Raw genomic sequence first — 22,079 nt, 5'->3', positions numbered from 1 at the left:
GCGCGGAGAGCGAATCTCCTGGCCAGCGGGCTGAAAGACCCCGGGCAGCCGCCATTGTGGTAGCCCTGACCTGCACTGATGATCGCTCCTGTGGCGTCGGGCGTTACGGGTCAGGGCCCCCGCCGGCGCCGTAGGCTCGCACGATGATCGTCGCGTTCAGCATCAGTCCGTTGGCAGGAGATGACGCGGGTGGGGTCGGCGACGCCGTCGCCGAGGCGGTACGGGTGGTGCGCGCCTCGGGCCTGCCCAACGAGACCAACGCCATGTTCACCAACGTCGAGGGCGAGTGGGACGAGGTGATGGCCGTGGTCAAACGTGCCGTCGATGCCGTCGCCGCCGTGTCGCCGCGCGTCAGCCTCGTCCTCAAGGCCGATATCCGGCCGGGCCACACCGGCCAGCTCACCGCCAAGGTGGCGCGCATCGAGGACGCCCTTCGCGACTAGAGATTGCCTCGCCGGCGGACGAACCTTACCCTTGAGTAAGTACAACTGTTCACCGAAAGGGGTACCGGCGTGCGCACGAAGGACATGCAGTCCCTCGGCGAGGTGGCCGCAGAGGGCTTGACCGTGCTGAACGGCCTGGTCCGCGGCATGCACACAGCCATCGCCGGCCGCGTGTTCTCCTCGATCGGCCCAGCGGCGCGGCCGGTGGAGATCGTGCACGACGCGATCGCAGGCGCGGTCTACGACGCGCTCGACGTGACCGGTGCGCGGGTGCCGCCGAAGGTCGCCGAATTCGCGGCGGCGGGGCTGGCGTTCGACGACGATCCGCCGCTCGACGAGCGGCGCGGTGTCGCCGAAGCCATTGCCGCGCTGAACGGCATCTACGGCGACGAGCTCGCCGAGCGCGGCAACGAGCTCGCTGCGCCGATGGCGATCCGGGCAGACGGCCGCGCGGTGGCGCTCACCCCCGGCGCGATCACCGCAGCATTCGGAGAACCCACCGACAAACTCGCCGTGTTCGTCCACGGGCTCTGCCAGACGGAATCGTCGTGGCACCGTCCACCTCGACCCTCGACCGGCGCCCCGCCGACGTGGTACGGCGAGCGTCTGCACGACGATCTGGGCTACACGCCGATCGAGATCCGCTACAACACCGGTCAGCACATCTCCACCAACGGTCGCGCGCTCGATGACCTGCTGACCCGCCTGCTGGAGGTCTGGCCGGTTCCGGTCAGCCGCATCGCGCTGATCGGCCATTCGATGGGCGGACTGGTGGCCCGCTCCGCATGCCACTACGCCAACGAGCGCAACCGCCGGTGGTGCCGGGCCACCCGCCAGGTGGTGTGCCTGGGCTCCCCGCACATGGGCGCCGATCTGGAGAAAACCGTCAACGCGGCCAGCTGGCTGATGATCAAGTTGCGCGAAACCCGGGCCATCGCCGAATTGCTGAATCTGCGCAGCGACGGCATCAAAGATCTGCGTTTCGGCGCCGTCCTCGACGACGACTGGGCCGAGGCGGATCCCGACGAGTTCTTGCGGGACCGCTGCCGAGAAGTACCGTTCCTCCCCCACGCCCACTACCACTTCGTCGCGACGTCGGCGGCGCCGACAGCGCTCGGCATGGTGGTGGGCGATCACCTGGTGCGACCGGCCAGTGCATCAGGCCGTGGTCGCAAGCGCCGGTTGCCGTTCGCCGACGACGCCGGACTGGTCCTGACCGGTCTGCACCACTTCGATCTGCTCAACCATCCGGAGATCTACGACCGTCTTCACCAGTGGCTTTCTCGTAAGTGATGGGAACCACAGCGGCACGACGTTCGGATTGGGCTGTCGGACAGCGACTCACGACTATGGACACATACGACAAGCACGCATCGCCCGACCGGGCCGCGCCGTTGGGTCCGATGGCCGGCGAAACCCTCAAGGATGCGGCCAATTGGCCGGGTCACACGATGATCGCGGTGGGTTTGATCGCCTTCGCCCTCTCTCTGTGCGGTTTCGCCGTCGGACAGAGCGGTCCGGCTGTGATCGGGGTGGTGGTCGCAGTGGTCGGGTTGATCGCCGGCGTCGGCTGGCTGTACGCCGAACACCGCAGACTGCGTCGGCGCGCCGCTGACCTGCCTGCCGAACGGCCGGAGGACGTGCCGCCGGCCTAGTTGTCCCCAGAGCCGTTTTCATCCACAGGTTGATCGTTTGTCGGGCTGAATTGTCGGTTGTGAGTGGGAGATTGGGGTCATGCCCCCGGTCAGTTCTCTCGCCATCGACGAGCGGCTCTCGGTGCTGCATGAGGAGTTGGCGGAGCTGACCGGGCAGCGGAATGCGATCGATGCACGGATCGTGGAGATCGCTGCGGAGATCGACCGCGACGAGTTGTGGGCGGCTGCCGGAGCCCGGTCGACGGCGGGGTGGTTGGCGTGGAAGGCCGGAGTGTCTCCATCGCGGGCGCAGACGATCGCCGCGATCGCCCACCGCTTCGACGAATTCCCGCACTGCATCGAGGGTTTGGCGGAGGGCCGGTTCTCGGTCGATCAGGTCGGGGCGATCGCCGAGCGCGGTCTGCCGGGATCCGACGAGCACTTCGCCACCATGGCCCAGTGCGCGACGGTGTCCCAGCTGCGGACCGCGCTGAAAATGCAACCCAAACCCACCCCGGAACCGAAGCCCGAACCCGATGCAGAGGATGAGGACGGCGAGGTTGTCGTCGATCCGGGGCCGCAGGTGTCGATCACCTCGCACAGCGATGAGCAGTACACGTATTGGCACATCGCACTGCCGCATGTCGAGAACGCCGCCTTCGAAGCCGCCCTCGCGTCGCACCGCGACGCCCTCGTCACCGAATGGAAGGCCGCCGACCCTGACGGACGAGGGCCGATCCCCAGCACCGCAGCGGCATTTCTTCGGCTGGTGTCTGCCGGGTGGGACGCCGAAGCCGCGGCCCGCCCGCACGGACAACGCACCACCGTAGTCATCCACGTCGACATTGAAACCCGCCTGGCGGCTGTACATTTGGGGCCCGTCCTGCCCGACAGCGATCGCCGCTATCTGACCTGTGATGCCACCTGCGAGGTGTGGTTTCACCGCGACGGGCAGGTGCTCGGCGCCAGCCGATCGACCCGCACGGTGAACCGGCGGCTGCGCCGCGCGCTCGAGCATCGCGACTACTCCTGTGTGGTCCCCGGCTGCGGGGCCACACGGGCGCTGCACGCCCACCACCTGGTGCACTGGGAAGACGGCGGCCCCACCGAACTGTGGAACCTGGCCCTGGTCTGTCCGTATCACCATCGGGCCCACCACCGGGGCCTGATCACGATCACCGGCCCCGCCGATCAGCTCGTGGTCACCGACGCCGCCGGCCGCGCCCTGACCTCAGCCTCGTTGGCCCGACCACCCACCCAGCCACCGCCCGATGTCGCACCCTGCCCCGGCCCGACCGGGGAACGCGCGAACTGGTGGTGGTACCAGCCCTACGAACCGCCCGCCTAGGTGTTCGGGTACAGCTAGGAGCGGACCAACCGCGCGATCGCGGCGGACGCCTCGGCGAGTTTCGCGTCCGCCTCGTCGCCCCCGGCGGCCACGGCATGCGACACGCAGTGGCCCAGATGCTCGTCGAGCAGACCCAGCGCCACCGACTGCAGGGCGCTGTTGACCGCGCTGATCTGCGTCAGCACGTCGATGCAGTACTTGTCCTCGTCGATCATCTTGGCGATCCCTCGGACCTGACCCTCGATGCGGCGCAACCGCTTGGCGTAGTTCTCTTTCTGCGCCGAGTATCCGTGCGTCTCGGTGTCCCCACCGTTGTCGACATCGCTCACGGTGTGCCCTCCAGCATCGTGGTCATCTGGTTGAGTTCGGCCGTCTGCGTCGACACGATCATCGTGGCCATCGACTTCGCGTCCACGTTCGCTCCACTCGCGAGCTCAGTATCGGCCACGGCGATCGACTTCCGGTGCTCGTCGATCATCGACTGCAACCACAGGCGATCGAACGCGGCACCCTGCAGCGGTTCCAGCTGCGCCACGACCGCAGGAGGCTGTCCGCCGGGGCCCATCGCGGCGCCCATCTTCGGGGGTTGGTCCCACTGCACCAGAAAGACGTTGAGGACGTTGATCTGATCCTGCTGTTGAGCACCGATGCGCTGTGCGAGGGCAGTCAGGTCTGCGTTGGTGGAGCGCTGCGGCACCACATCGGTGAGGGCGATCGCTTGCCGGTGCCGATCCACCATCTGCTGGGCGAATGTCACGTCGGCGGCGTTGTGACCGGCGGGGTCGCCGGTGATGACGGGGGTGTCGGTGGTCGACGACGTCGACGGTGCCGCGGCAGGCCCTCCGCAGCCGGTCAGCGCCGCAGCGGCTGCCAGCGCCGCCAGCGCGCCTGAGACCTTCGACATCCCGCCCACCTTACCCGTACCCCACGGGGGTATGCATATTGGTTTGGCCGGGGGAAACGCCAGGCGCATAATCGTCGGCATGCCTTCAGAGTCGCCGGACACCCGCACGCCTGACATCAAGCCCCGTTCGCGCGACGTCACCGACGGCCTCGAGAAGACCGCCGCCCGCGGCATGCTGCGCGCCGTCGGCATGGGCGACGACGACTGGGTGAAGCCGCAGATCGGCGTCGGTTCGTCGTGGAACGAGATCACGCCGTGCAACCTGTCGCTGCAGCGGCTGGCGCAGGCGGTCAAGGCCGGGGTGCACGAGGCGGGCGGCTACCCGTTGGAGTTCGGCACCATCTCGGTGTCCGACGGCATCTCGATGGGCCACGAGGGCATGCATTTCTCGCTGGTCTCTCGCGAGGTCATCGCCGACAGCGTCGAGACCGTCGTGCAGGCCGAGCGCCTCGACGGCACCGTGCTGCTGGCCGGCTGTGACAAGTCCATCCCCGGCATGCTGATGGCGGCCGCGCGGCTGGACCTCGCCAACGTGTTCCTCTACAACGGCTCGATCATGCCCGGTGTCGCCAAGCTGACCGATGGCACCGAGAAAGAAGTCACGATCATCGACGCGTTCGAAGCCGTGGGCGCGTGCGCGCGCGGGCTGATGTCGCGCGCCGACGTCGACATCATCGAGCGCGCGATCTGTCCCGGCGAGGGCGCCTGCGGCGGCATGTACACCGCCAACACCATGGCGTCTGCGGCCGAAGCCCTCGGAATGTCGTTGCCGGGCAGTGCTTCTCCGGTCGCGATCGACTCCCGCCGCGACGAGTACGCCCGGCGCTCCGGCGCCGCCATCGTCGACATGCTGCGCCGCGGTATCACCGCGCGCGACATCCTCACCAAGGAGGCGTTCGAGAACGCCATCGCCGTGGTCATGGCGTTCGGCGGTTCCACCAACGCGGTTCTGCACCTGCTGGCCATCGCGTGGGAAGCGCAGGTCGACTTGACGCTGGCCGACTTCACACGCATCGGGAACAAGGTGCCGCACCTGGCCGACGTGAAACCGTTCGGCCGCCACGTGATGAAGCACGTCGACGAGATCGGTGGCGTGCCGGTGGTGATGAAGGCGCTACTCGATGCCGGCCTGCTGCACGGGGATTGCCTCACCGTCACCGGGCAGACGATGGCGGAGAACCTGGCCCACATCGAGCCGCCGGATCCGGACGGCAAGGTGCTGCGGGCGATGGACAACCCGATCCACCCCACCGGCGGTATCACGATCCTGCACGGCTCGCTGGCCCCGGAGGGCGCGGTCGTGAAGTCGGCGGGCTTCGACTCCGATGTGTTCGAAGGCACCGCAAGGGTTTTCGAGCGGGAGCGCGCTGCGCTCGACGCGCTCGAGGACGGCACGATCACCCACGGTGACGTCGTGGTGATCCGTTACGAGGGCCCCAAGGGCGGCCCCGGCATGCGAGAGATGCTGGCGATCACGGGCGCCATCAAGGGTGCCGGCCTCGGCAAGGACGTGCTGTTGATGACGGACGGCCGGTTCTCCGGCGGTACGACGGGGCTGTGCGTGGGACACATCGCGCCGGAGGCCGTCGACGGCGGACCCATCGCGTTCGTCCGCGACGGCGACCGCATCCGCCTGGACGTGGCCAACGGCACGTTGGACATCCTGGTCGACGAAGCCGAATTCGAGTCGCGCAAGGCCGGATTCACGCCTCTGCCCCCGGTCTACAAGACCGGCGTGCTGGCCAAGTACACCAAGCTCGTCGGCTCGGCAGCCGTCGGCGCGGTCTGCAGCTAGCTCACCGCTCGGGGGTTACTCGAACGCGCGCTCTGTCGGGATCTGGACGCCTCATTTCGGCTCGTAGCGAGCGCGCAAGCTTCCGGTCACGCTGCGCTGTCGTCAGCAGCCTTCAACACCGAAGGGTTCTTTAACTCCTGACGGTCACTTCGATTCGGGCGGGCTTTCGAGCCGACCGCTGGTACGACCTGGTCGAGATTCGGCCGTCCACCTGTATCCGCCGGAGGAGCCGAGCAATTCGCTCTTCCATCGGAAAAGTCAGTTTCGAACTGGCGACTGACAGCTGGCTGTATGGCGCAGGGAGAGTCAAAAGGGCAGCCAGTACCTCGTCGACGCTATGCTCATCGCCACTCTGGTCTAGCAGCGCTACGGTGAGGCTGGAGTCGCCTGTGCCAGACGCGATGGCAAGAATCTGCCGCGCACCGAGGTTCGTCGATGTGGCTAGTGCTATGCGGCCGGCAGCCGCGAGGGCAGTGCGGTGGCCGGCGGGAATGAACTCGTCAAATCGCTTGAGAAGTCTGATCTTAACGTCACCGTCGATGTCTGGGCTGTCCAGAAGTCGCACGACCATCTCGGTGTCGAGCAGTTGGGGAGTCATGAAGTCCTTGAACTTCTCCGACCTGCGAACGGCGTGGCGCAAAGTTGGCCAGTCGCTCGTGTCGAACAATTCGAAGGTCGCAGCGGAATCCGCGCACACTCGCTCAGCGATCAGGAGCCCGAGCAGTTCGCCCGGCTCGGGCTGGATGCGGTCTAGCGGGAACCACGCCTTGAGGTCCATTGACGCCACCAGCCGGACTCGCAGGGCAGGATCAGGCATGGTGCGAATCGACTTTAAAATTGTCTCGGCAACTTCAGCCTTGGCCTCCTCAAGCGATTGCTCCGGCGGGTTGCTGTTGTTTTGAGGGACGAGGATGGCATCCTCGGCTGAAAGGAACGCAGCGAGGTCGTCGTCTAACTCACCTACACGGTCAATGTAGTTCTTGACGTTGGCTAATGTCGGGGCAAATCGTTGACACTGTGCGAGTGCCCCCCACGTCGCGTCTGGCACTGTCTGGAGGTCGCGAATGAGGCAGTCCGGGTGAGCGCGTGAGATCAAGGCCACGAACTGCTCTTGGGGGTGATTGGCGAGATCAATTATGACATCGCGGAATGCGGCTGGATCCTCGACAGTCCATTCAGTACACGCTTGATTCTCTATGCGGGTAACGGCAGCCCCGTGACCGCGCTCAGTGTCTATAGGCTTCTTGACGTCCCACTCGGTGGCAGAGGTACGGTCGTTCGCCACTGCATCGAGATAGCGATCCGGCTGTTGCAGTACATCTTCGTAAATATCTGCATCGGCACTTCGGATGCGATCAAGACTTAAGGTCATTGTATTATGGAGCGCACTTCGCAAGTTCGCGGCGGTAATTGTGTAGCAGTCTTTTTCGACTATCAGCCGAGTGGCAACCAGGTTCAGGGGCCGAAGGTCTTCGCATATGAACGCCGCTCTGGACATCGTGGTGACCGCGTTGCTTACTTGATGTTGCCGGCGCACGGCCTCCTCGCTGTCGGCCTTCACGCCAGCCTCATCCTGAGCGATGGGCTCGACGAGGACGGGTAGCAATGCGTAGTTCGCTTGAAAGTAGACGCGAACGACGTCGTCGAGGATGTAGTCCACTTCCCGATCCGAGTTGGACAAGGCGACGTTCACCAGGTCCTTACGTCGATCGCCGGCAAGGTCGATGAGGTTGATGATCTGGTGGAAGATGGCTGGCCAGCGCGCCGCGAGATATGCAGTTGCGCCGACCGCTTGGCCCCCCTCTGCGAGGTAGGTCTGCAAGAAGGACTGTTTCACTCCATCCATGTTTTCGGCGATCGTGTTCAAGACGGTGGAGGCGCCGGGGTCATCGTGGGCCACGAGGTAGTCGAGAACGCCAATATTGTATGCGCTGGCGTCCGATAGGAAAGACCGCTTAGTCTCCCGCAGGACAGCTGCGATCTCCTCTTCGTCATTAAAGGAATAGTTAACGTCGGGCCGATTTGTATCGACAGCGTGCACAATGAAGTTCATGGCATTGGGTGGGACTCGGTCGCCGTAGTACTGGGCTACATAGAGTGCGTAGTAGCGGTCGATAAATCCGTCAGCAATGAGAGCCCTACCGACTTCTGACTTAATGTTTTCAGTAAGAAGATCGGCGAATGACCTCGCCTTATCGCCGAGCGTGAGTGCGAAGTCCGTCCGCTTCGCCAAGACGCCGAAGTCCGCTGTCCGGAGGTTCTCAAGGTCTGCCCGCAGCCGCTCCTGCTCACGACCGAGTTCGGCACGCTCTGCGCTGTCCCAAGCGTCGAGACGCAGCCCTTGCCGCCGATCATCCCCGAGAACACGGCGGACATCATCCATCGAGGCAGTAATGTCGAACTGGTTGTAACTAGTATTACCATAATGAGCGGTCACGCCATTTCCATCGGCGAACAACTCGCGCCAAAACTCTTCGGTTTTGACGTGACTGGCGTCGAATGTGCGGACTCCTATGCGATAGCTACGCAACGGCGAACTAGAGTCCCTGCCGGAGCCGATCTTGCTGAAGAACCATTCGAGCTGGTCGCCCCATAGCGCGGACCGCTCGCCTAGGGCGTCGCGCAGCGCAATAGCATCGGCGATCTCGCGAAGGCGCGCACGCCTCAATTCCATAGACTCGTCGACGAGCTGGCGGCTTAGCCGGTAGATTTTATCCAAATCACTGCGTCCCAACAACACACGCTCGAAGTCGGCTAGGTGGATATTCTTATAGACCACCATTGCAAATAACTTGTCGGCTTCAAGAGTTCCAATGCCTCTTTTATCCCTTATCAATGACGTCGCGTATACCGAGTACTCGTTGCGAATGTTCGTCAGCAAACGCATGTCGGGCAGATGGCGAGCAGTGAGGTCGATTAGCTCGCCGCCAACCGGAACGACCGGTGATAGTCGGTCATTGTTGAGAATCTGCATGAGAAGGTCGCGCGACGTGCGGTGCGTGATAAAAGGGACGATGGGAATGACCAAGTCGAAAAACTTCGTGCGATTGGCACGCACTGCCTCAGCCTTCGCGGCGTCAGCTTCTTGACTTAATGTGTCGTGGCCAAGTTTCTCGAAGATGCTGTCCCGCAACGCATAGATAAACTTGATGGACCTACCGTCTGTCTGCTTGCTGTTGTTGAGTAGCGTGTTCAGCTCGCGTAGTGCCTCGAATATCCCCGGATCGTCGAAACGATCGAGGTCCTCGAATATTACGATCTCTATTTTCCGTAAGGACTCAAAGAAGTAGACGATTTCGTCAAGGTACTGATCAAAGTAGCTCTCCGACTTCGTCAAAGAGATCGACGCTCCTCCAGCCGAAACCTGAGAAATCAGCCGGTTATGCACAGCTAGCCGAAGCAATGCAATTGCATAAACCGCGGCAGCCAGCACGGCTACCGTAGCGACGATCCTTACCCACCAGGGCAGATCGGCGGCAAGGCCGGGAAATTTCGGAAGCGCACCGAAAACCCATAGCGTCAATCCAACTGCGGCCAACCCAAGGGCGGAGGTGCCGGCTGCTCGCCACATCGGCAGACGGTCGATTCGCTCATACCGAGACTGCGGTAAGCGGGCGGGCCTCTCGCGGTGAAGCAGCTGCTTCACCAGTTCTTTTTCAATTTGGTTAGTGCGAGATTCCTTTACATCATCCGGGCCGAGCGTCGACAATGAGAGGAACAGGACTTGTTCAGCCTGCTGGCGCGCAAACTCTTTTAGAATACTCGACTTTCCTGCCCCATACCTGCCAGTGAGCGCAATATTGCAAAGGTCGTCATTCTCCAGCGCAGAATTCAGATGTTCGACGTAGGTTTGGTGCTGTTCACGATCGAATTCCGGCGTCAACGGGGCGAGTGACCGCCTGTTGGAAGTGTCTCCCCCTCCTGCTTGAACGCCCACTTCACGAGCCAGACAGCGCACTTCCCGATGGCTCGTCTTGGGCCCCCGACGTCGTACTTGACTTCAATACCGCTCATTCGAGATCGCTCCATCGCCAGGCTGAAACTGTTTACCGACCCGCCCCGTCCCCCCGCGTAATGTCGATGACCTTCGCTGCGCTGAAAGCCGTACCGGCGACGTCGGCAAAGTGATTCTCACACTTGGACGGACACTGCCTTCATGCACGCCCGAGGGTGTGTCCTCCATCGCGTATTGGCTGTTACTGAGCTGCGAGTTTCGACGCAGTGAGTGTCACCGGAACCAAACGTCTTCGCGTTCGGGTCAGTGGGCTTCTGCTCGCCTCTTATACGAGGGATGAGCCGTCTCGGTCGAGGTTACCGGGCGACGATGACTGAGGGCACTGTCCCGGCCGAAACGCCGTTAAATTGTCGGGCTGGCCCTGGCCCGCCTCATCGGCGGCATTGCATCCATCCTGGGGGGAGGGCTTAACAGATCCGGTCGAATCCTGAGCGGCCTGCTCCGGAACTACTTGCTTACTTTTCGACCGGAGCTGACATGGGCTATCGACCGCTGTTCGATCAGCCGGCCTTGCAGACCGACGCAGGAGTACGGCCAGCTCGAATCGGTCGGCCAACGCCGCAGCCGTTCAGCGCGCTCTGCTGGTGTCATCACAGTGCCCGTTTCATTCGGCGCCAATACGCTGCGCCCTCCGGACGATTCGGGTTTGGTTGCACGCTTCGGCGATGGCGCCGCCGTCCTGCTTCGAAAGGCCCCAGCTCGGCATTGCGACACCGCGTGGCAAGCTTCCCTATGGAGCCGTCGGACGGAGGGCCATCGCTGCGGCGCCGCAATGTCACCACGGACTCGGTTCTGAGACAACAATTTCGCTGCGCGATCACCCGATGCCGATAACTGAAGATTTCGTCAACGCATGCGCGCCGTTAATCCGCACGAATCGTTGGGCTGCTGAGGTGCTTTCGCGTATGGTCGCGGCCACAACTGGTGGCTTTCGCATTGACCTGGCGGAGTTCGAAGTGTCATGTGTTTGTCAGTGGACTGGACGTTCGAGGTCTACCGCGGGTAGTGCGGTGCCGGAGATACAGCGCTTCTGTTCGGCCCGCGCAACTGGCCATTAAGCGACTCTGCGGATCATTCGGGAAGCCGCACCGCAGTGAAGTCCGAAACAATCACAGGAGCTTGTGCCGGCTCTTACGATTCGCACATGGGGGAAGCTGGCGAAGACGACGCACCCACCGGTCTGGCGCCCACTGAACTCGGTGCGGCCGTCGACGAGACCGAGGCGCATGCCGCGTGGTCACTTGATGACGGCGAGGACTGGGAACCGCCGCGACGCCTCACGCCGGGCCGGATCACCGCTATTGCGGTCGGCGTGAGCGCCGTGGTCATCGCGTCGGCCGCCGCGGTGAGCGCGGTGAAATTGATTGGAGCCGTGGAGCCAAATGTATCCGGCCAGCCGCTGCCCTCGCACCCTGCAGCTTCGGCGCCTCCGTCGACCACGCCCGCGGCGCTCCCGCCTGCACTGACGTCTTCGACTCCTCCTCCAGGCCCGCAGCTCGACGCAACCGATGCCGCGTACGTGGCCGAACTTCGCAGCTACGGCGTGCCGGTCAGCGATCAGGACCCGCAGTACGTCATCGACATGGCGCACGGGTTGTGTGCACTCGTGCACGAGGAGCCGAACAAGTACCCAGCGGGGACTTACACAATGATCAACTCCGTCGACGCAGTCCTTCGCAACAATCCCGAGTGGTCACGACCGCAGGCGACCCGATTCACTCGGGTTGCGGCAAAGCACTACTGCCCGGACATACAGGGTCCAGGCCAAGACGCGATCTCAGCGATGCCGCCGGAACAGAGATTCATCGCAACTTTGAAGGATCGATACGGCATTGTTCCAGGAGGCGGGAGTGGGCAATCGGCTATCGCAGCAGCGCCAACGCTGTGCAGTTGGAAGGCTCAGGGCTGGAATGATGATCAAATTTTGGCCGCGATCGACAGCACCAACACCCCGGAAGTTGAGCAGGCGATTCTGGAGACCTCCATCGCGGTGTATTGCCCACAGTTCAGCTAGCGGCCCCACCTACGGCTAGTGCTACCGCCGCGTCATACGGCTACACGAGCGGGACGACCTCTTCCCAAGTCGTCCGGCAACGCCCACGAGCGGCGTGAAGTCGGCGATTCACCTCCCGCTAGGCGTGCTCGAACCCTACTTCGCCAACGAGCGCTCACCACGCGTAGCCTTGCTCGGCCTCCGCCGATCGCCTACCCTCACCCACCCCAGAAGGCCGACGAGGACTGGGGCCGTCGCACACGCGGGCGGGCTCTACGGGCGCGCGGCTACGCGATCGACGAGGAGGAGAACGAGGCGAACATCCGTTGCACCGGCGCACAGATCTGACGCGGCGACGACCGGGTGACCGCAGCCGAGCCCATCCCCACGGTCACATTCCTGGTCGAACGCGACAAGTTGCTCGCCATGAGTGACGACCTCGTCTCCGCCCAAAAGCGGCTGGCGGGAGCTCTGGCCCGACACCGCGAGCCGGACATCACACCACGGTCCGGCACCCGCACGAGTTGCGGTGGTGGAACGTCGTCGGCACCTGGATGCGTTGCGCTGCACCGTCTTCCGCGCGCACGCGACGCAACAGCAGTTGCGCCGCGGTGGCGCCGATGGTCTCGACGTCCTGCGCCGCCGCGGTGAGCTTGGGCTCGAACAGATCCGACCACTCGAAGTCGTCGTAGCAGGCGAACGCCACGTCCGACGGGATCGACAGGTCCAGGCTGCGCAGCGCCTTGAGGGCCCCGATCGTCATCGCGTTGTTCATCGACACCAGTGCGGTGGGCCGGTTCTCCCCGGCCATCGCGGCGCGCACCGAGCGTTCGGCGACATCGGTGCTCGACTCACCCTCGATGACGAGGTCGGGATCGAGCGGGATGCCGTGCGCGGCCAGCGCCGCCACGTACCCGTCGAATCGTTCCACGGTCGACGAGATCCCGGCGATACCGCGGACCACCGCGATCCGCCGGTGCCCCCGGTCGAGGAGGTGCTCGGTGAGGGCACGCGCCGACTCGACGTTCTCGGGACCGACCTGATCGCAGTCGATGTCGACAGCGCGGTCGATGAGCACCAGCGGGGTTCCGGTACGCACGATCGCCGGCAGCGTCGTCCGCTCCGAGCCGGCCGCCGGAGCCACGATCAGCCCGTCGACCTGCCGGTCCAGCAGCGAGTCGGTGACCCGCTTCTCGGATTCGGCATCGTCGTGGGAGTCGCCGACGATCAACACGTAACCTGCCTCCGACAGCGCCCTTTCCACCGCGTGGACCAGGCTGCCGAAGTACGGGTTGGTCAGCGCCGAGATCGACAGGCCGACCGTGTGCGTGCGCCCGGCCGCCAGCGAGCGGGCCACGCCGTTGCGGCGGTACCCGGTCTCGGCGATCGCCGCCTCGACGCGCAGGCGGGTTCCGGTGTCCACCCGCCGGGTTCCGTTGATCACGTGCGACACCGTCGACGCCGACACCCCGGCCAGGCGCGCGACGTCGCCCATCGTGGTCATGGCAGCTGCAGGATGCGGTCGGCCCGGGCCGCCGTCGACTCGATCAGCTGGGCGTTGCGTTCGTCGGAACCCAACGCCCAGAACTGCGCTTCCTCGGGTGTCTTGCCGAACGCCTCGTGCCGGCGCACCAGGCGTTCGTGCCGAATCCCGGTGTCGGGGGCCAGGAACCAGACCTCGTCGAGGCAGGCCCGGGCGGCGGGCCAGGCACCGGAGTCCAGCAGTAGGTAGTTGCCCTCGGTGACCACCAGCGGGGTCGACGGGTGCACCGGGATCGACGATCCGATCGGCTCCTCGATCTCCCGCCGGAACCGGGGGGCGTAGATCACGGCGTCACCGTCGCGCTGGGCCTTCAAGGCCGCGAGCAGCCGGGCGTAGCCGTCGTCATCGAACGTGTCGTGTGCGCCCTTGCGGTCCCGCCGCCCCAGGTCGAGCAGCACCTCGTTGGCCAGGTGGAAACCGTCCATCGGCACGAGCACGGCATCCTGGGGTCCCAGCGCCGCGACGAGTTGTTCTGCGACCGTGGACTTTCCGGCCCCCGGTGCACCGGTGAGTCCGAGGATGCGCCGGGTGCCGGGCGTGACGAGCGCCCGCGCCCAGTCGATCAGCTCCTCGACGGTGGCGCTGTCGACGTCCTGCTCGATGGTCACCGGTGCCGCCTTCGGTCGTGGGAGAGTTGGGCCAGCCAGGCCCGTGGTCCGATCACCGAGCACCGCAGCGCGGCCACTCGCGCCGCCGCCTCCACGCGCTCAGCCAGGCGGACAACGCCGGCCGCGCCGAAGTAGCAGTATGCGCCGTGGAACGCATCCCCGGCGCCCAGGGTGTCGCGAACGTCCACGGTGGGCACCTCGACGCTGCCGGCCTCGCCGCCCGACCACCACCGGACCGGTGCCCCGCCGTCGGTGATGACGACGGTGGATACCCCGTCGGCGAGCAGCGCGGCGGCGGTCGCCTCGGCACTGTCGGTGCCGGGAGTGCGAAAGTCGCCGGAGCACACCATGTCCGGCGCGTTCGGGATCAGGTCGGCCATCACCGGTTTCCAGCGCCCGGCGTCGACGACGCACGGCACGTGCTGCCGGGTCGCGGAACGCGCCGCGGCGAGACCGATCACGGGGTGGTGCCCGTCGACGAGGACGACGTCGGCACCGGCGATCAGGCTGTCGAGTGCCGGCGGTGCCGGCACCTCGGAGGCCACCGCGTCGAGCGAGACCACGGACCGGTCCCCGGTCGCATCCACCACCGACACGCTTGACACCGGGACCGGTCGCGGCACCCCCGCTGCGGCGTCGATCACCTCGACTCCGTGGGCCGTCAGATCGCTGCGCACGAGGTCAGCGACCGGGTCCGTGCCGAGGGCGGTGACGAGCACCGCCTGCCCGCCGAGCGCCGCGAACGTGACCGCCGCGTTGGCAGCCGGACCGCCGGCGGCCACGAATTGGGCTGCGGCGGTGATCTTCTGGTTCGCCCGCGGCGGTTCGTCGATGCGGTGGATCACGTCCAGGGTCGCCAACCCGACGAAGATCCCCCGCGGCTCAGAGGCCGGCGCGTTCCTCATCGGTCGGCTCCTCCGCGCCGGTCATCAGGGCCACCACTTCGGACATCGACCTGCTCTTCGGGTCGACGACCCCGGCGCGCTGCCCCAGCCGGTGGATGTGGATGCGGTCGGCCACTTCGAAGACGTGCGGCATGTCGTGGCTGATGAGCACCACCGGAATGCCGCGGTCGCGAATGGATTTGATCAGGTCGATCACCTGGCCGGACTCGCGGACGCCGAGTGCGGCGGTCGGTTCGTCCATGATGATCACCCCGCGACCGAACGCTGCGGCCCGTGCCACCGCGACACCTTGGCGCTGACCGCCCGACAGTGTCTCGACGGCCTGGCTGACCGCCTTGATCCCGATCTTCAAATCGGCCAGGTGCTTCGAGGCGTCCTGGCGCATCCGCGGCATGTCGAGACGACGGAACACGCTGCCCGCGATTCCCTTTCGCCGGACCTCGCGACCGAGATACAGGTTGGAGGCGATGTCGAGGGCGGGTACCACGGCGAGATCCTGGTACACCGTCTCGATCCCGGCGGCGCGGGCGTCGCGGGTGTTCTTGAACGACACCGGCTGGCCGTTCATCAGGATCTGGCCCGAGTCCGGAATCACCGCCCCGGCAAGGGCTTTGATCAAGCTGCTCTTGCCTGCGCCGTTGTCGCCGATGACCGCGAGCACCTCGCCGGCGCGCAGCTCGAAGTCGGCGCCGTTGATCGCGGTGACGTTGCCGTACTTCTTGACCAGGCCGCGCGCTTCCAGAACAGGGCTTTTCCCGGTCGTCATCGTGACCTCCTGCGGGTGAACTGATCCACGGCCACCGCGACTATCACCAGGACCCCGGTGGCGATGTTCTGGTAGAGGTTGTCGACCCCGGCCTGGGTGAGACCGTTGCGCAGCACGCCGACGATCAGCGTGCCGACGAGCGTGCCGACCACACCACCACGGCCACCGAACAGGCTGGTGCCGCCGATGACCACCGCGGTGATGGTCTCGAGGTTGGCGTTCTGGTAGGCGTTCGGATCGGCATTCGGGATGCGGCCCAGCGCCGCCCACGCCGCGATCGCGGCGATCACCCCGGTGGTGATGTACACCGACAGCAGCACCCGGCCGGATTTGATGCCCGACAGATCGGACGCCTGCGGGTTACCGCCGACGGCGTAGACGTGCTTGCCCCAGGCGGTTTGGGACAACGCGTACCACGTCACCAGATAGACCAGCAGCATCGCGACGACGCCGTACGTCGTCGAAAAGCTGCCGATGCGGAACGACGTACCCAGGAACGTCAGCGGGCCCGGCGTCACCCGGTAGGTCTCCGAACCGGCGAGCAGCCGCGTCGCGGCCTGGATCGCGGTGAACGTGCCGAGGGTGACGATGAACGGCGGCAACCGCAGCGCGGTCACCAGCCCACCGTTGAGCGCGCCGAACACCACGCACACCAGCAGCGTGGAGCCCAGCGCGACGACCGGTCCGTTCGCGCCGGCACTCTGGGCCATCACGATGGTGCCGAACACCGCCACCGCGCCGATCGACAGGTCGATTCCGGAGGTGAGGATGATCAGCGTCTGCCCGACCGCCAGGATGCCGACGACCACCGACTGCTGCAGGATCAGCGAGACGTTCTGCGGCTCGAGGAACGAGTCCGAGATGACGCTGAAGACGACGATCGCCAACACCAGCGCGACCAGGGGACCCAGCAGCGGCTCGCGCAACAGGTTCGATGCCGTCAACCGGCTCGACAGCGGCGGTTTCGTCTGTGGTGCAACGCCGCCCGTCATGATCCGGCAGTGCCCCAGCAGTTCTGCTCACCCCAGGCGGTGTCCTTGGACTCGATGCCGGGCATGGGCTTGTCGGTGATGAGCTGCGAGCCGGTGTCGTTGAAACCGGTGGGCTTGGTGCCGTCCTTGGCGTACTTGACGACGGCCTGTACGCCTAGTTCGGCCATCTTCGCCGGGAACTGCATGACGGTGGCGCCGATCTTGCCGGCCTTCACGTCCGCGACGCCGGTGCAGCTGCCGTCGATCGAGCCGATCGTGATCTGGTTGGCGCGACCCGCGGACTGGATGGCCTGATAGGCGCCGGCGGCCGCGGGTTCGTTGATCGTGTAGAGCGCGTTGATGCGCGGCGCGCGCTGCAGGATGTTCTCCATCGCGGTCTGCGCCTTGGTCTGATCGCCGTTGGTGCTCTCCTGGCCGACGATCTCCGGCGAGCCGTTGGTGATGCCGAAGCCCTCGAGGAAGCCGTCGTGGCGGAACGTGTCGACGGTGCCGCCGGGGGTGCCGTCGAGCATCACCACCTGCGGGGCGGCGTTGCCGATGGCCGCCTTGACCCACTTGCCCTGGCTGACGCCGGCGGCCTTGTTGTCGGTGGCGTAGGTGGCGTCGACGGCGTCTTCAGGATCGGTCGCGGTGTCGAGCGCGATGACGATGACGCCCGCGTCGCGTGCCCTCTTGATCGCGTCGAGCACGCCGGTCGACGAGTTGGGTGTGATGAGAATGCCCTTCACGCCCTGGCCGACCATGTTCTCGATCGCGGTGACCTGGCCCTCGTTGTCCCCGTCGAAGGCACCGGCGAGCGCGATCAACTGGGCGCCGTCCTTGTCGGCCTGCGCCTGGGCGGCCTCGCGGACCTTGACGAAGTAGGGGTTGGAGTCGGTCTTGGTGATCAGCCCTACCTTGACGCTGTCCGAGCCGGAGCCGCCGCTACAGCCGGTCATGCCCAGGACGAGCGCTCCCGCCAGCACAACCGAACCGATGACGGACCGACTGGGTTTCCCGACCATGTGGACTCCTTTGTCCCCGGGCGACGCCCGACGCGCCGCGGTTGGGCAGGAGCCTAAGCAGGAGGCAAGCGCTTGCGCATGCGCTTTCGCAAACTTGCACAGAAATGGTTACCGAACGTCGCTGCGCTCGCGGCCCGCCAGCCGGTCGTCCCACTCGGCCAGCACCGCGGTGTCGGTGCGCGACGTCGCCAGGCTCACGACCACGTAGACGACCAGGCTCGATGCCAGGCCGTAGTAGATCGGCTCGTTGGCCAGTACATCGCCGACGATGGCCATGGTGGCGAGAGTGACCACGGTGCCCACCGCCATCGACCACAACGCTCCCGCGCCGGTGGCGCGCTTCCACAGGAAGCCGCCGAGGATCGCGACCAGCAGCCCGCCGACGAGGATGTCGTAGGCGATCGTCAGCGCGGCGACCACATCGTTGAGTAGCGCGGCGATGACGATGACCACGATGCCGAGCACCACCACGTAGCGCCGGTCGGAATGCACGTCGTCGACCTCCCGCTCGGAGTCGGGCGTACGGCCGAACATCCTCTGCAGCAACGGCTTCACGTCGGTACGGGTGACCGTCGCGGTGGCGATCAACGCACCCGATGCGGTCGACATCATGGCCGCGACCGCCGCGGCCAGCACCAGGCCGCTGATGCCCACGGGCAGAATGGTTTCCGCGATCTGCGCGTACACGTCGTCGCGGACCTCGACCTCGGGCAGGAACGTCGCCGCCGCCATGCCGATGATCGCGCCGGCGATGCCGTAGCAGACGCAGTACAGCGCCGCGGCCGTGCCACCCCACTTGGCGACCTGCGGTGAGCGCGCGGTGAACACCCGTTGCCAGATGTCCTGACCGATCAGCATGCCGAAGCTGTAGACGACGAAAAACGTGATGATCGTGGGCAATCCGATGGCGCCGAGGTCGAACACCGCGTCACCGGCACGTTCGCGGATACCGGCGAAGCCGCCCGCCTTGTTTAGGGTGAAAGGCAGCATCAGCGCGAAGATGCCGATGGTCTTGAGGATGAACTGCACCATGTCGGTGAGCGTGATCGACCACATGCCTCCGATGGCCGAATACAGCATCACCACCGCACCGCCGATGATCACCGACACGGTGCGGTCGGTGCCGAACAGCACGTTGAACACGGTGGCGTACGCGATCGTCGAGGTCACCGACAGCATCAGCGTGTAGGCCGCCATGACGATGCCCGATGCCGATGTGGCGTCCATGCCGTAACGCAGCGACAGCATCTGGGCCACGGTGTAGACCCGCAGCCGCTGGATACGGCCGGCAAAGAACAGGCTCAGCGCGAGCAGTCCGATCGCGATCGCCACCACCAGCCACATGCCCGACAGGCCCCACTTGTAGCCCAGCCCGACGCCGCCGACCGTCGACGCACCGCCGAGCACCACGGCGGCCATCGTGCCGGTGTAGAGGACCGGGCCCAGCCGCCGGCCGGCGACCAGGAAGTCTGCTGAATCCTTGGTTCTGGTTCTCCCCCAGAACCCGAAGGCCAGCATGGCCAACAGGTAGACCACGATGATCGCGATGTCGAGCGGCTTGCCCATGGTGACCTTCCTAGGTGGCGGAGAACATCGTGAGGTGCGCAGGCAGCACGACGACGGCGGGCCCGCGGGTGCCGAACGTCTCCTCGACGACGGCACCGACCGTCGCTACGGATGCGATGTGCGCGGGGACGCCGAAACTGGCTGCGAGAGCGGCGAAGTCGGGGCGGGCGAGCTCGGTGGCGGTCGCCTGACCGAAGGCGTCGGTCATGTACTCGCGCAGGATTCCGTAGCCGCCGTCATCGACGATCAGCCAGGTGACGTCCGCGTCGTGCTGGCGGGCAGTGGCCAGTTCGGCGATCGAGTACATGGCCCCGCCGTCGCCGGTGACCGCCAGCGTGCGCTGCCCCGTGCCGAGCGCTGCGGCCAGCGCCGCGGGGAAGGCGAAGCCGAGCCCGCCGGCACCCTGGGCGCTGTGGAACTCGCCGTCGAGCGGATCCCAGACCGACCACGCCCAGTAGCCGGCGATCGTCATGTCCCAGAACGTCTGTGCCGCAGCGGGAACCGCTCGCCGCAGATCGCTCATGAGGGTGCGCTCGATGTCCAGGTTCTGGGCGGCCAGCCGCTCTTCGACCGCTGTTCGCAGGTCAGCGGCGATCCGCGCGCCGTCATCGCTGTCGCGGCGGGTGACCCGCTGCGCGAGTGCGCTCAACGCCTGCGCGGCATCGGCATGGACGCTCAGCGCAGGGTGGTTGGCGCCGAGTACGCGCGCTTCGGCATCGACGTGGATGACAGTGCCGGCGGGTTCGAGGGTGCGGTAGTTACTCGTGACCTCGCCCAGCGCGGTCCCCACAGCGAGCAGGACGTCGGCGCCGGCCAGCAGATCGGTGGTGTACCGGTCCTCGATCCAGGAGGCCGCCGAGAGGGGGTGGTCGAAGCGGATGGCGCCTTTGCCGCCGACGGTCGAGACCACCGGCGCATCGAGCGCCTCGGCGAGCGCGACCAAAGCCTCGGAACCGCCCGGCGAGCGACGCACACCGCCTCCCGCCAGTATCACCGGCCGTCGTGCGGCTTCAAGGCGGGCGACCGCCGCGGCGACGACGTCGTCGCCGGGTGCCCGCGCCGTCACCGCGGTGTGCACTGACGTCACCGGCGGACCATCAGCCGGTTCCAGGAGGACGTCCTGGGGGATCTCCACCCATGTCGGACCGGCGGGTGCGGACTGCGCCAACGACCACGCATCGGCGAGCAACGTCGGCAACTGGCCCGAGTTCATCGCCACCGCAGTGCTTTTCGTGACGTTGACCGCGCTGCGCGCCTGGTCGTCGAGCTGGTGCAGGGCGCCGCGCCGCAGCCCCAGGTAGGCGCGTGGCACCTGGCTTGCGATCACGAGTACCGGCACGCCCGACGCGTGAGCCTCCTGCAGGGCACCGAGCGCGGTCAGTGCGCCGGGCCCGGTCGACAGGAACAGCACACCGACCTCTCCGGTGGCGCGGGCATACCCGTCGGCGGCGAACGCCGCGTTGTTCTCCACGCGGGAGCTGACGAACGTGAGGTCGCTGCGCCAGATAGCGTCGAACAGCCCCAGCGCGTTCTGCCCAGGTATGCCGAAGACGTGGCTGGCGCCGAGCGCGGTCAGCGTCTCGACGACGACGTCGCCACCGTTGCGGTCCATCACGGATCTTTCTGGCCGGGGGTTCGCGGTGGCCCCACGCTAGGGCCGCAGCTCACCAGCCGCAACAGTTCGTTCACCGAGCCCACGACTGGTGTCACCGAATGCCGACGCACGGCAGTCGATCACGTCTGAACACCACGTCGGGGGCCGGCCAGATGCACGATGTGCCGGCGATGCGGGCCAGAAAAATCTATTGGCCTTTTCGGGACTCCACCCTCTTGCGCAGACCGTCGGTGGCCGTTTCCATCAAACCCTTGGCGCCTCTTTTGACCAGGAAGCCAGGTAGCGGCACCGTCGGATCGACGGTCAGGTCGAATCTCACGTGGGTGCGATCGCCATCCGGAGTCAGCGTGTAGCGGCCCTCCTGGGCACGCTGCTGCTGCGAGCTCACGAGCGTCCAGCTGACCCCGTCGTCGTGCACCGAGTAGTCGAGCACCTGTTCGTCATTGATCCCGACGATCTTGACCACTTGGCGGGACCGCTTGGGTCTGCCGTCGTCGTCGCGTTCGAGGATCTCGACCTTCTGGTGCGCCGACGACCACTCGGTGAGCGACTCCAGGTCGTACAGGACGTCCAAGATCTCCGCGGGAGACGCCTCGATGACGGTCTCGCGGGTTTCGCTGACCGCCATCTAGACGCGGGGTCCGGTGCTGCGCTTGCCGGTGATGCCGAGGTAGGCCGCGATCAGCACGATCGCCACGATGATGCCGACGAGGAACGGGATGATCGCGAAGCCGCCGTTGCTGTTCGAGTAGCCGGCCAGGTTGTAGGTCACCCACGAGCCGAGGAACGAACCGAGGGCGCCGAGCACGATCGTCATGATGACGCCGATGTTCTGCTTGCCGGGCATGACCAGGCGGGCCAGTGCGCCGACGATCAGCCCGACGACGATGGCCCCGATGATTGTTCCGATCATGATGTTCTCCTCGCTGAGCGGTGATCCGACCGCCG

Annotated in this window: 20 protein-coding genes, 1 tRNA gene and 1 pseudogene; 6 read left to right on the top strand and 16 right to left on the bottom strand. The window is 65.8% G+C overall.

The genetic code is table 11. The annotated features are described in order from the left end of the window. Nucleotides 1-143 precede the first annotated feature (143 nt). From DMB80_RS10835 to DMB80_RS10820, 4 genes are all read left to right on the top strand, one after another. A complete protein-coding gene (locus tag DMB80_RS10835; RefSeq protein WP_111509856.1) occupies nucleotides 144-443 on the top strand; it encodes a thiamine-binding protein in 300 nt (99 codons plus the stop codon). 69 nt (nucleotides 444-512) lie between these two features. Beyond that, nucleotides 513-1,736, top strand: a complete 1,224-nt coding sequence (locus DMB80_RS10830; protein ID WP_111509855.1) for a lipase family alpha/beta hydrolase — start codon at nucleotides 513-515, stop codon at nucleotides 1,734-1,736. A 56-nt stretch (nucleotides 1,737-1,792) separates the two neighbouring features. Next, the gene (locus DMB80_RS10825; protein WP_111509854.1) at nucleotides 1,793-2,098 is read left to right on the top strand and encodes a LapA family protein; all 306 of its coding nucleotides are present in this window, start codon (nucleotides 1,793-1,795) and stop codon (nucleotides 2,096-2,098) included. A 79-nt stretch (nucleotides 2,099-2,177) separates the two neighbouring features. Beyond that, a complete protein-coding gene (locus DMB80_RS10820; protein WP_111509853.1) occupies nucleotides 2,178-3,425 on the top strand; it encodes an HNH endonuclease signature motif containing protein in 1,248 nt (415 codons plus the stop codon). A 14-nt stretch (nucleotides 3,426-3,439) separates the two neighbouring features. Here the strand turns inward: DMB80_RS10820 and ricR are convergent, their stop codons facing one another. Together ricR and DMB80_RS10810 are read right to left on the bottom strand one after the other, a co-directional pair. Further along, entirely contained in the window at nucleotides 3,440-3,754 is a 315-nt protein-coding gene (gene ricR / locus DMB80_RS10815; RefSeq protein WP_046362444.1) for a copper-sensing transcriptional repressor RicR, read from the bottom strand. Next, the gene (locus DMB80_RS10810; RefSeq protein ID WP_111509852.1) at nucleotides 3,751-4,329 is read right to left on the bottom strand and encodes a DUF305 domain-containing protein; all 579 of its coding nucleotides are present in this window, start codon (nucleotides 4,327-4,329) and stop codon (nucleotides 3,751-3,753) included. Before DMB80_RS10810 ends, ricR begins: the two co-directional genes overlap by 4 nt. On the opposite strand from DMB80_RS10810, the pseudogene DMB80_RS28970 reads away from it, so the two are divergent. After that, a pseudogene (locus tag DMB80_RS28970) lies at nucleotides 4,217-5,449 on the top strand (dihydroxy-acid dehydratase domain-containing protein); the annotation flags it as partial. The gene DMB80_RS10810 and the pseudogene DMB80_RS28970 overlap by 113 nt on opposite strands. Here DMB80_RS28970 and DMB80_RS28095 read toward each other — a convergent pair. The 3 genes from DMB80_RS28095 to DMB80_RS10800 form a co-directional block, all read right to left on the bottom strand. Next, nucleotides 5,444-5,734: a hypothetical protein gene (locus DMB80_RS28095; protein WP_162938491.1), complete on the bottom strand. Its 291-nt coding sequence runs from the start codon at nucleotides 5,732-5,734 to the stop codon at nucleotides 5,444-5,446. The pseudogene DMB80_RS28970 and the gene DMB80_RS28095 sit on opposite strands and share 6 nt — an antisense overlap. 259 nt (nucleotides 5,735-5,993) lie before the next feature. After that, a tRNA-Thr gene (locus DMB80_RS28090) sits at nucleotides 5,994-6,092 on the bottom strand. A 162-nt stretch (nucleotides 6,093-6,254) separates the two neighbouring features. After that, nucleotides 6,255-10,007 carry a YobI family P-loop NTPase gene (locus tag DMB80_RS10800; protein WP_162938490.1) on the bottom strand — a complete coding sequence of 1,251 codons (3,753 nt, stop codon included), beginning with the start codon at nucleotides 10,005-10,007 and terminating at the stop codon, nucleotides 6,255-6,257. Between the two features lie 1,276 nt (nucleotides 10,008-11,283). Here DMB80_RS10800 and DMB80_RS10795 point away from each other — a divergent pair. Beyond that, a complete protein-coding gene (locus DMB80_RS10795) occupies nucleotides 11,284-12,153 on the top strand; it encodes a DUF732 domain-containing protein (protein WP_111509849.1) in 870 nt (289 codons plus the stop codon). Nucleotides 12,154-12,419: 266 nt separating this feature from the next. On the opposite strand, the gene DMB80_RS28085 is transcribed toward DMB80_RS10795, so the two are convergent. The 11 genes from DMB80_RS28085 to DMB80_RS10745 all read right to left on the bottom strand — a co-directional run bounded on the left by DMB80_RS28085 (nucleotide 12,420) and on the right by DMB80_RS10745 (nucleotide 22,044). Beyond that, a complete protein-coding gene (locus DMB80_RS28085) occupies nucleotides 12,420-12,560 on the bottom strand; it encodes a hypothetical protein (protein ID WP_162938489.1) in 141 nt (46 codons plus the stop codon). A 68-nt stretch (nucleotides 12,561-12,628) separates the two neighbouring features. Further along, entirely contained in the window at nucleotides 12,629-13,636 is a 1,008-nt protein-coding gene (locus DMB80_RS10790) for a LacI family DNA-binding transcriptional regulator (RefSeq protein ID WP_111509848.1), read from the bottom strand. Then, a complete protein-coding gene (locus DMB80_RS10785; RefSeq protein ID WP_111509847.1) occupies nucleotides 13,633-14,283 on the bottom strand; it encodes a nucleoside/nucleotide kinase family protein in 651 nt (216 codons plus the stop codon). The genes DMB80_RS10790 and DMB80_RS10785 overlap by 4 nt, the downstream gene beginning before the upstream one ends. Then, entirely contained in the window at nucleotides 14,280-15,188 is a 909-nt protein-coding gene (locus DMB80_RS10780) for a PfkB family carbohydrate kinase (protein WP_111509846.1), read from the bottom strand. Before DMB80_RS10780 ends, DMB80_RS10785 begins: the two co-directional genes overlap by 4 nt. Beyond that, nucleotides 15,166-15,954: an ATP-binding cassette domain-containing protein gene (locus tag DMB80_RS10775; protein ID WP_048424940.1), complete on the bottom strand. Its 789-nt coding sequence runs from the start codon at nucleotides 15,952-15,954 to the stop codon at nucleotides 15,166-15,168. Before DMB80_RS10775 ends, DMB80_RS10780 begins: the two co-directional genes overlap by 23 nt. Further along, complete coding sequence (locus DMB80_RS10770; RefSeq protein ID WP_111509845.1) at nucleotides 15,951-16,946, bottom strand: ABC transporter permease; 996 nt, start codon at nucleotides 16,944-16,946, stop codon at nucleotides 15,951-15,953. The genes DMB80_RS10775 and DMB80_RS10770 overlap by 4 nt, the downstream gene beginning before the upstream one ends. Then, complete coding sequence (locus tag DMB80_RS10765; protein WP_111509844.1) at nucleotides 16,943-17,950, bottom strand: substrate-binding domain-containing protein; 1,008 nt, start codon at nucleotides 17,948-17,950, stop codon at nucleotides 16,943-16,945. The genes DMB80_RS10770 and DMB80_RS10765 overlap by 4 nt, the downstream gene beginning before the upstream one ends. A gap of 108 nt (nucleotides 17,951-18,058) precedes the next feature. Beyond that, nucleotides 18,059-19,516, bottom strand: a complete 1,458-nt coding sequence (locus tag DMB80_RS10760; RefSeq protein ID WP_111509843.1) for a sodium:solute symporter family protein — start codon at nucleotides 19,514-19,516, stop codon at nucleotides 18,059-18,061. A 10-nt stretch (nucleotides 19,517-19,526) separates the two neighbouring features. Further along, on the bottom strand, nucleotides 19,527-21,131 hold the full coding sequence (locus DMB80_RS10755) for a thiamine pyrophosphate-binding protein (RefSeq protein WP_111509842.1): 1,605 nt from the start codon (nucleotides 21,129-21,131) through the stop codon (nucleotides 19,527-19,529). Nucleotides 21,132-21,318: 187 nt separating this feature from the next. Then, on the bottom strand, nucleotides 21,319-21,759 hold the full coding sequence (locus DMB80_RS10750) for an SRPBCC family protein (RefSeq protein ID WP_073684046.1): 441 nt from the start codon (nucleotides 21,757-21,759) through the stop codon (nucleotides 21,319-21,321). Further along, nucleotides 21,760-22,044 (bottom strand): GlsB/YeaQ/YmgE family stress response membrane protein, encoded by a 285-nt coding sequence (locus tag DMB80_RS10745; RefSeq protein ID WP_046362452.1) that lies wholly within the window; start codon nucleotides 22,042-22,044, stop codon nucleotides 21,760-21,762. Nucleotides 22,045-22,079: the final 35 nt, after the last annotated feature.

It is taken from the genome of Mycobacterium kyogaense (assembly GCF_003254575.1).
Lineage (GTDB): Bacteria > Actinomycetota > Actinomycetes > Mycobacteriales > Mycobacteriaceae > Mycobacterium > Mycobacterium kyogaense.
Note: the sequence above shows the minus strand (reverse complement) of the source record. Positions and strands in the feature narration are given on the sequence as shown.

Coding starts and splice junctions, on each gene's coding strand:
- DMB80_RS10750 (WP_073684046.1), bottom strand. CDS start 21,759: ATGGCGGTCAGCGAAACCCGCGAGACCGTCATCGAGGCGTCTCCCGCG.
- DMB80_RS10765 (WP_111509844.1), bottom strand. CDS start 17,950: ATGGTCGGGAAACCCAGTCGGTCCGTCATCGGTTCGGTTGTGCTGGCG.
- DMB80_RS10745 (WP_046362452.1), bottom strand. CDS start 22,044: ATGATCGGAACAATCATCGGGGCCATCGTCGTCGGGCTGATCGTCGGC.
- DMB80_RS10770 (WP_111509845.1), bottom strand. CDS start 16,946: ATGACGGGCGGCGTTGCACCACAGACGAAACCGCCGCTGTCGAGCCGG.
- DMB80_RS10760 (WP_111509843.1), bottom strand. CDS start 19,516: ATGGGCAAGCCGCTCGACATCGCGATCATCGTGGTCTACCTGTTGGCC.
- DMB80_RS10795 (WP_111509849.1), top strand. CDS start 11,284: ATGGGGGAAGCTGGCGAAGACGACGCACCCACCGGTCTGGCGCCCACT.
- DMB80_RS28085 (WP_162938489.1), bottom strand. CDS start 12,560: ATGGCGAGCAACTTGTCGCGTTCGACCAGGAATGTGACCGTGGGGATG.
- DMB80_RS10835 (WP_111509856.1), top strand. CDS start 144: ATGATCGTCGCGTTCAGCATCAGTCCGTTGGCAGGAGATGACGCGGGT.
- DMB80_RS10810 (WP_111509852.1), bottom strand. CDS start 4,329: ATGTCGAAGGTCTCAGGCGCGCTGGCGGCGCTGGCAGCCGCTGCGGCG.
- DMB80_RS10775 (WP_048424940.1), bottom strand. CDS start 15,954: ATGACGACCGGGAAAAGCCCTGTTCTGGAAGCGCGCGGCCTGGTCAAG.
- DMB80_RS10825 (WP_111509854.1), top strand. CDS start 1,793: ATGGACACATACGACAAGCACGCATCGCCCGACCGGGCCGCGCCGTTG.
- DMB80_RS10780 (WP_111509846.1), bottom strand. CDS start 15,188: ATGAGGAACGCGCCGGCCTCTGAGCCGCGGGGGATCTTCGTCGGGTTG.
- DMB80_RS10820 (WP_111509853.1), top strand. CDS start 2,178: ATGCCCCCGGTCAGTTCTCTCGCCATCGACGAGCGGCTCTCGGTGCTG.
- DMB80_RS10790 (WP_111509848.1), bottom strand. CDS start 13,636: ATGACCACGATGGGCGACGTCGCGCGCCTGGCCGGGGTGTCGGCGTCG.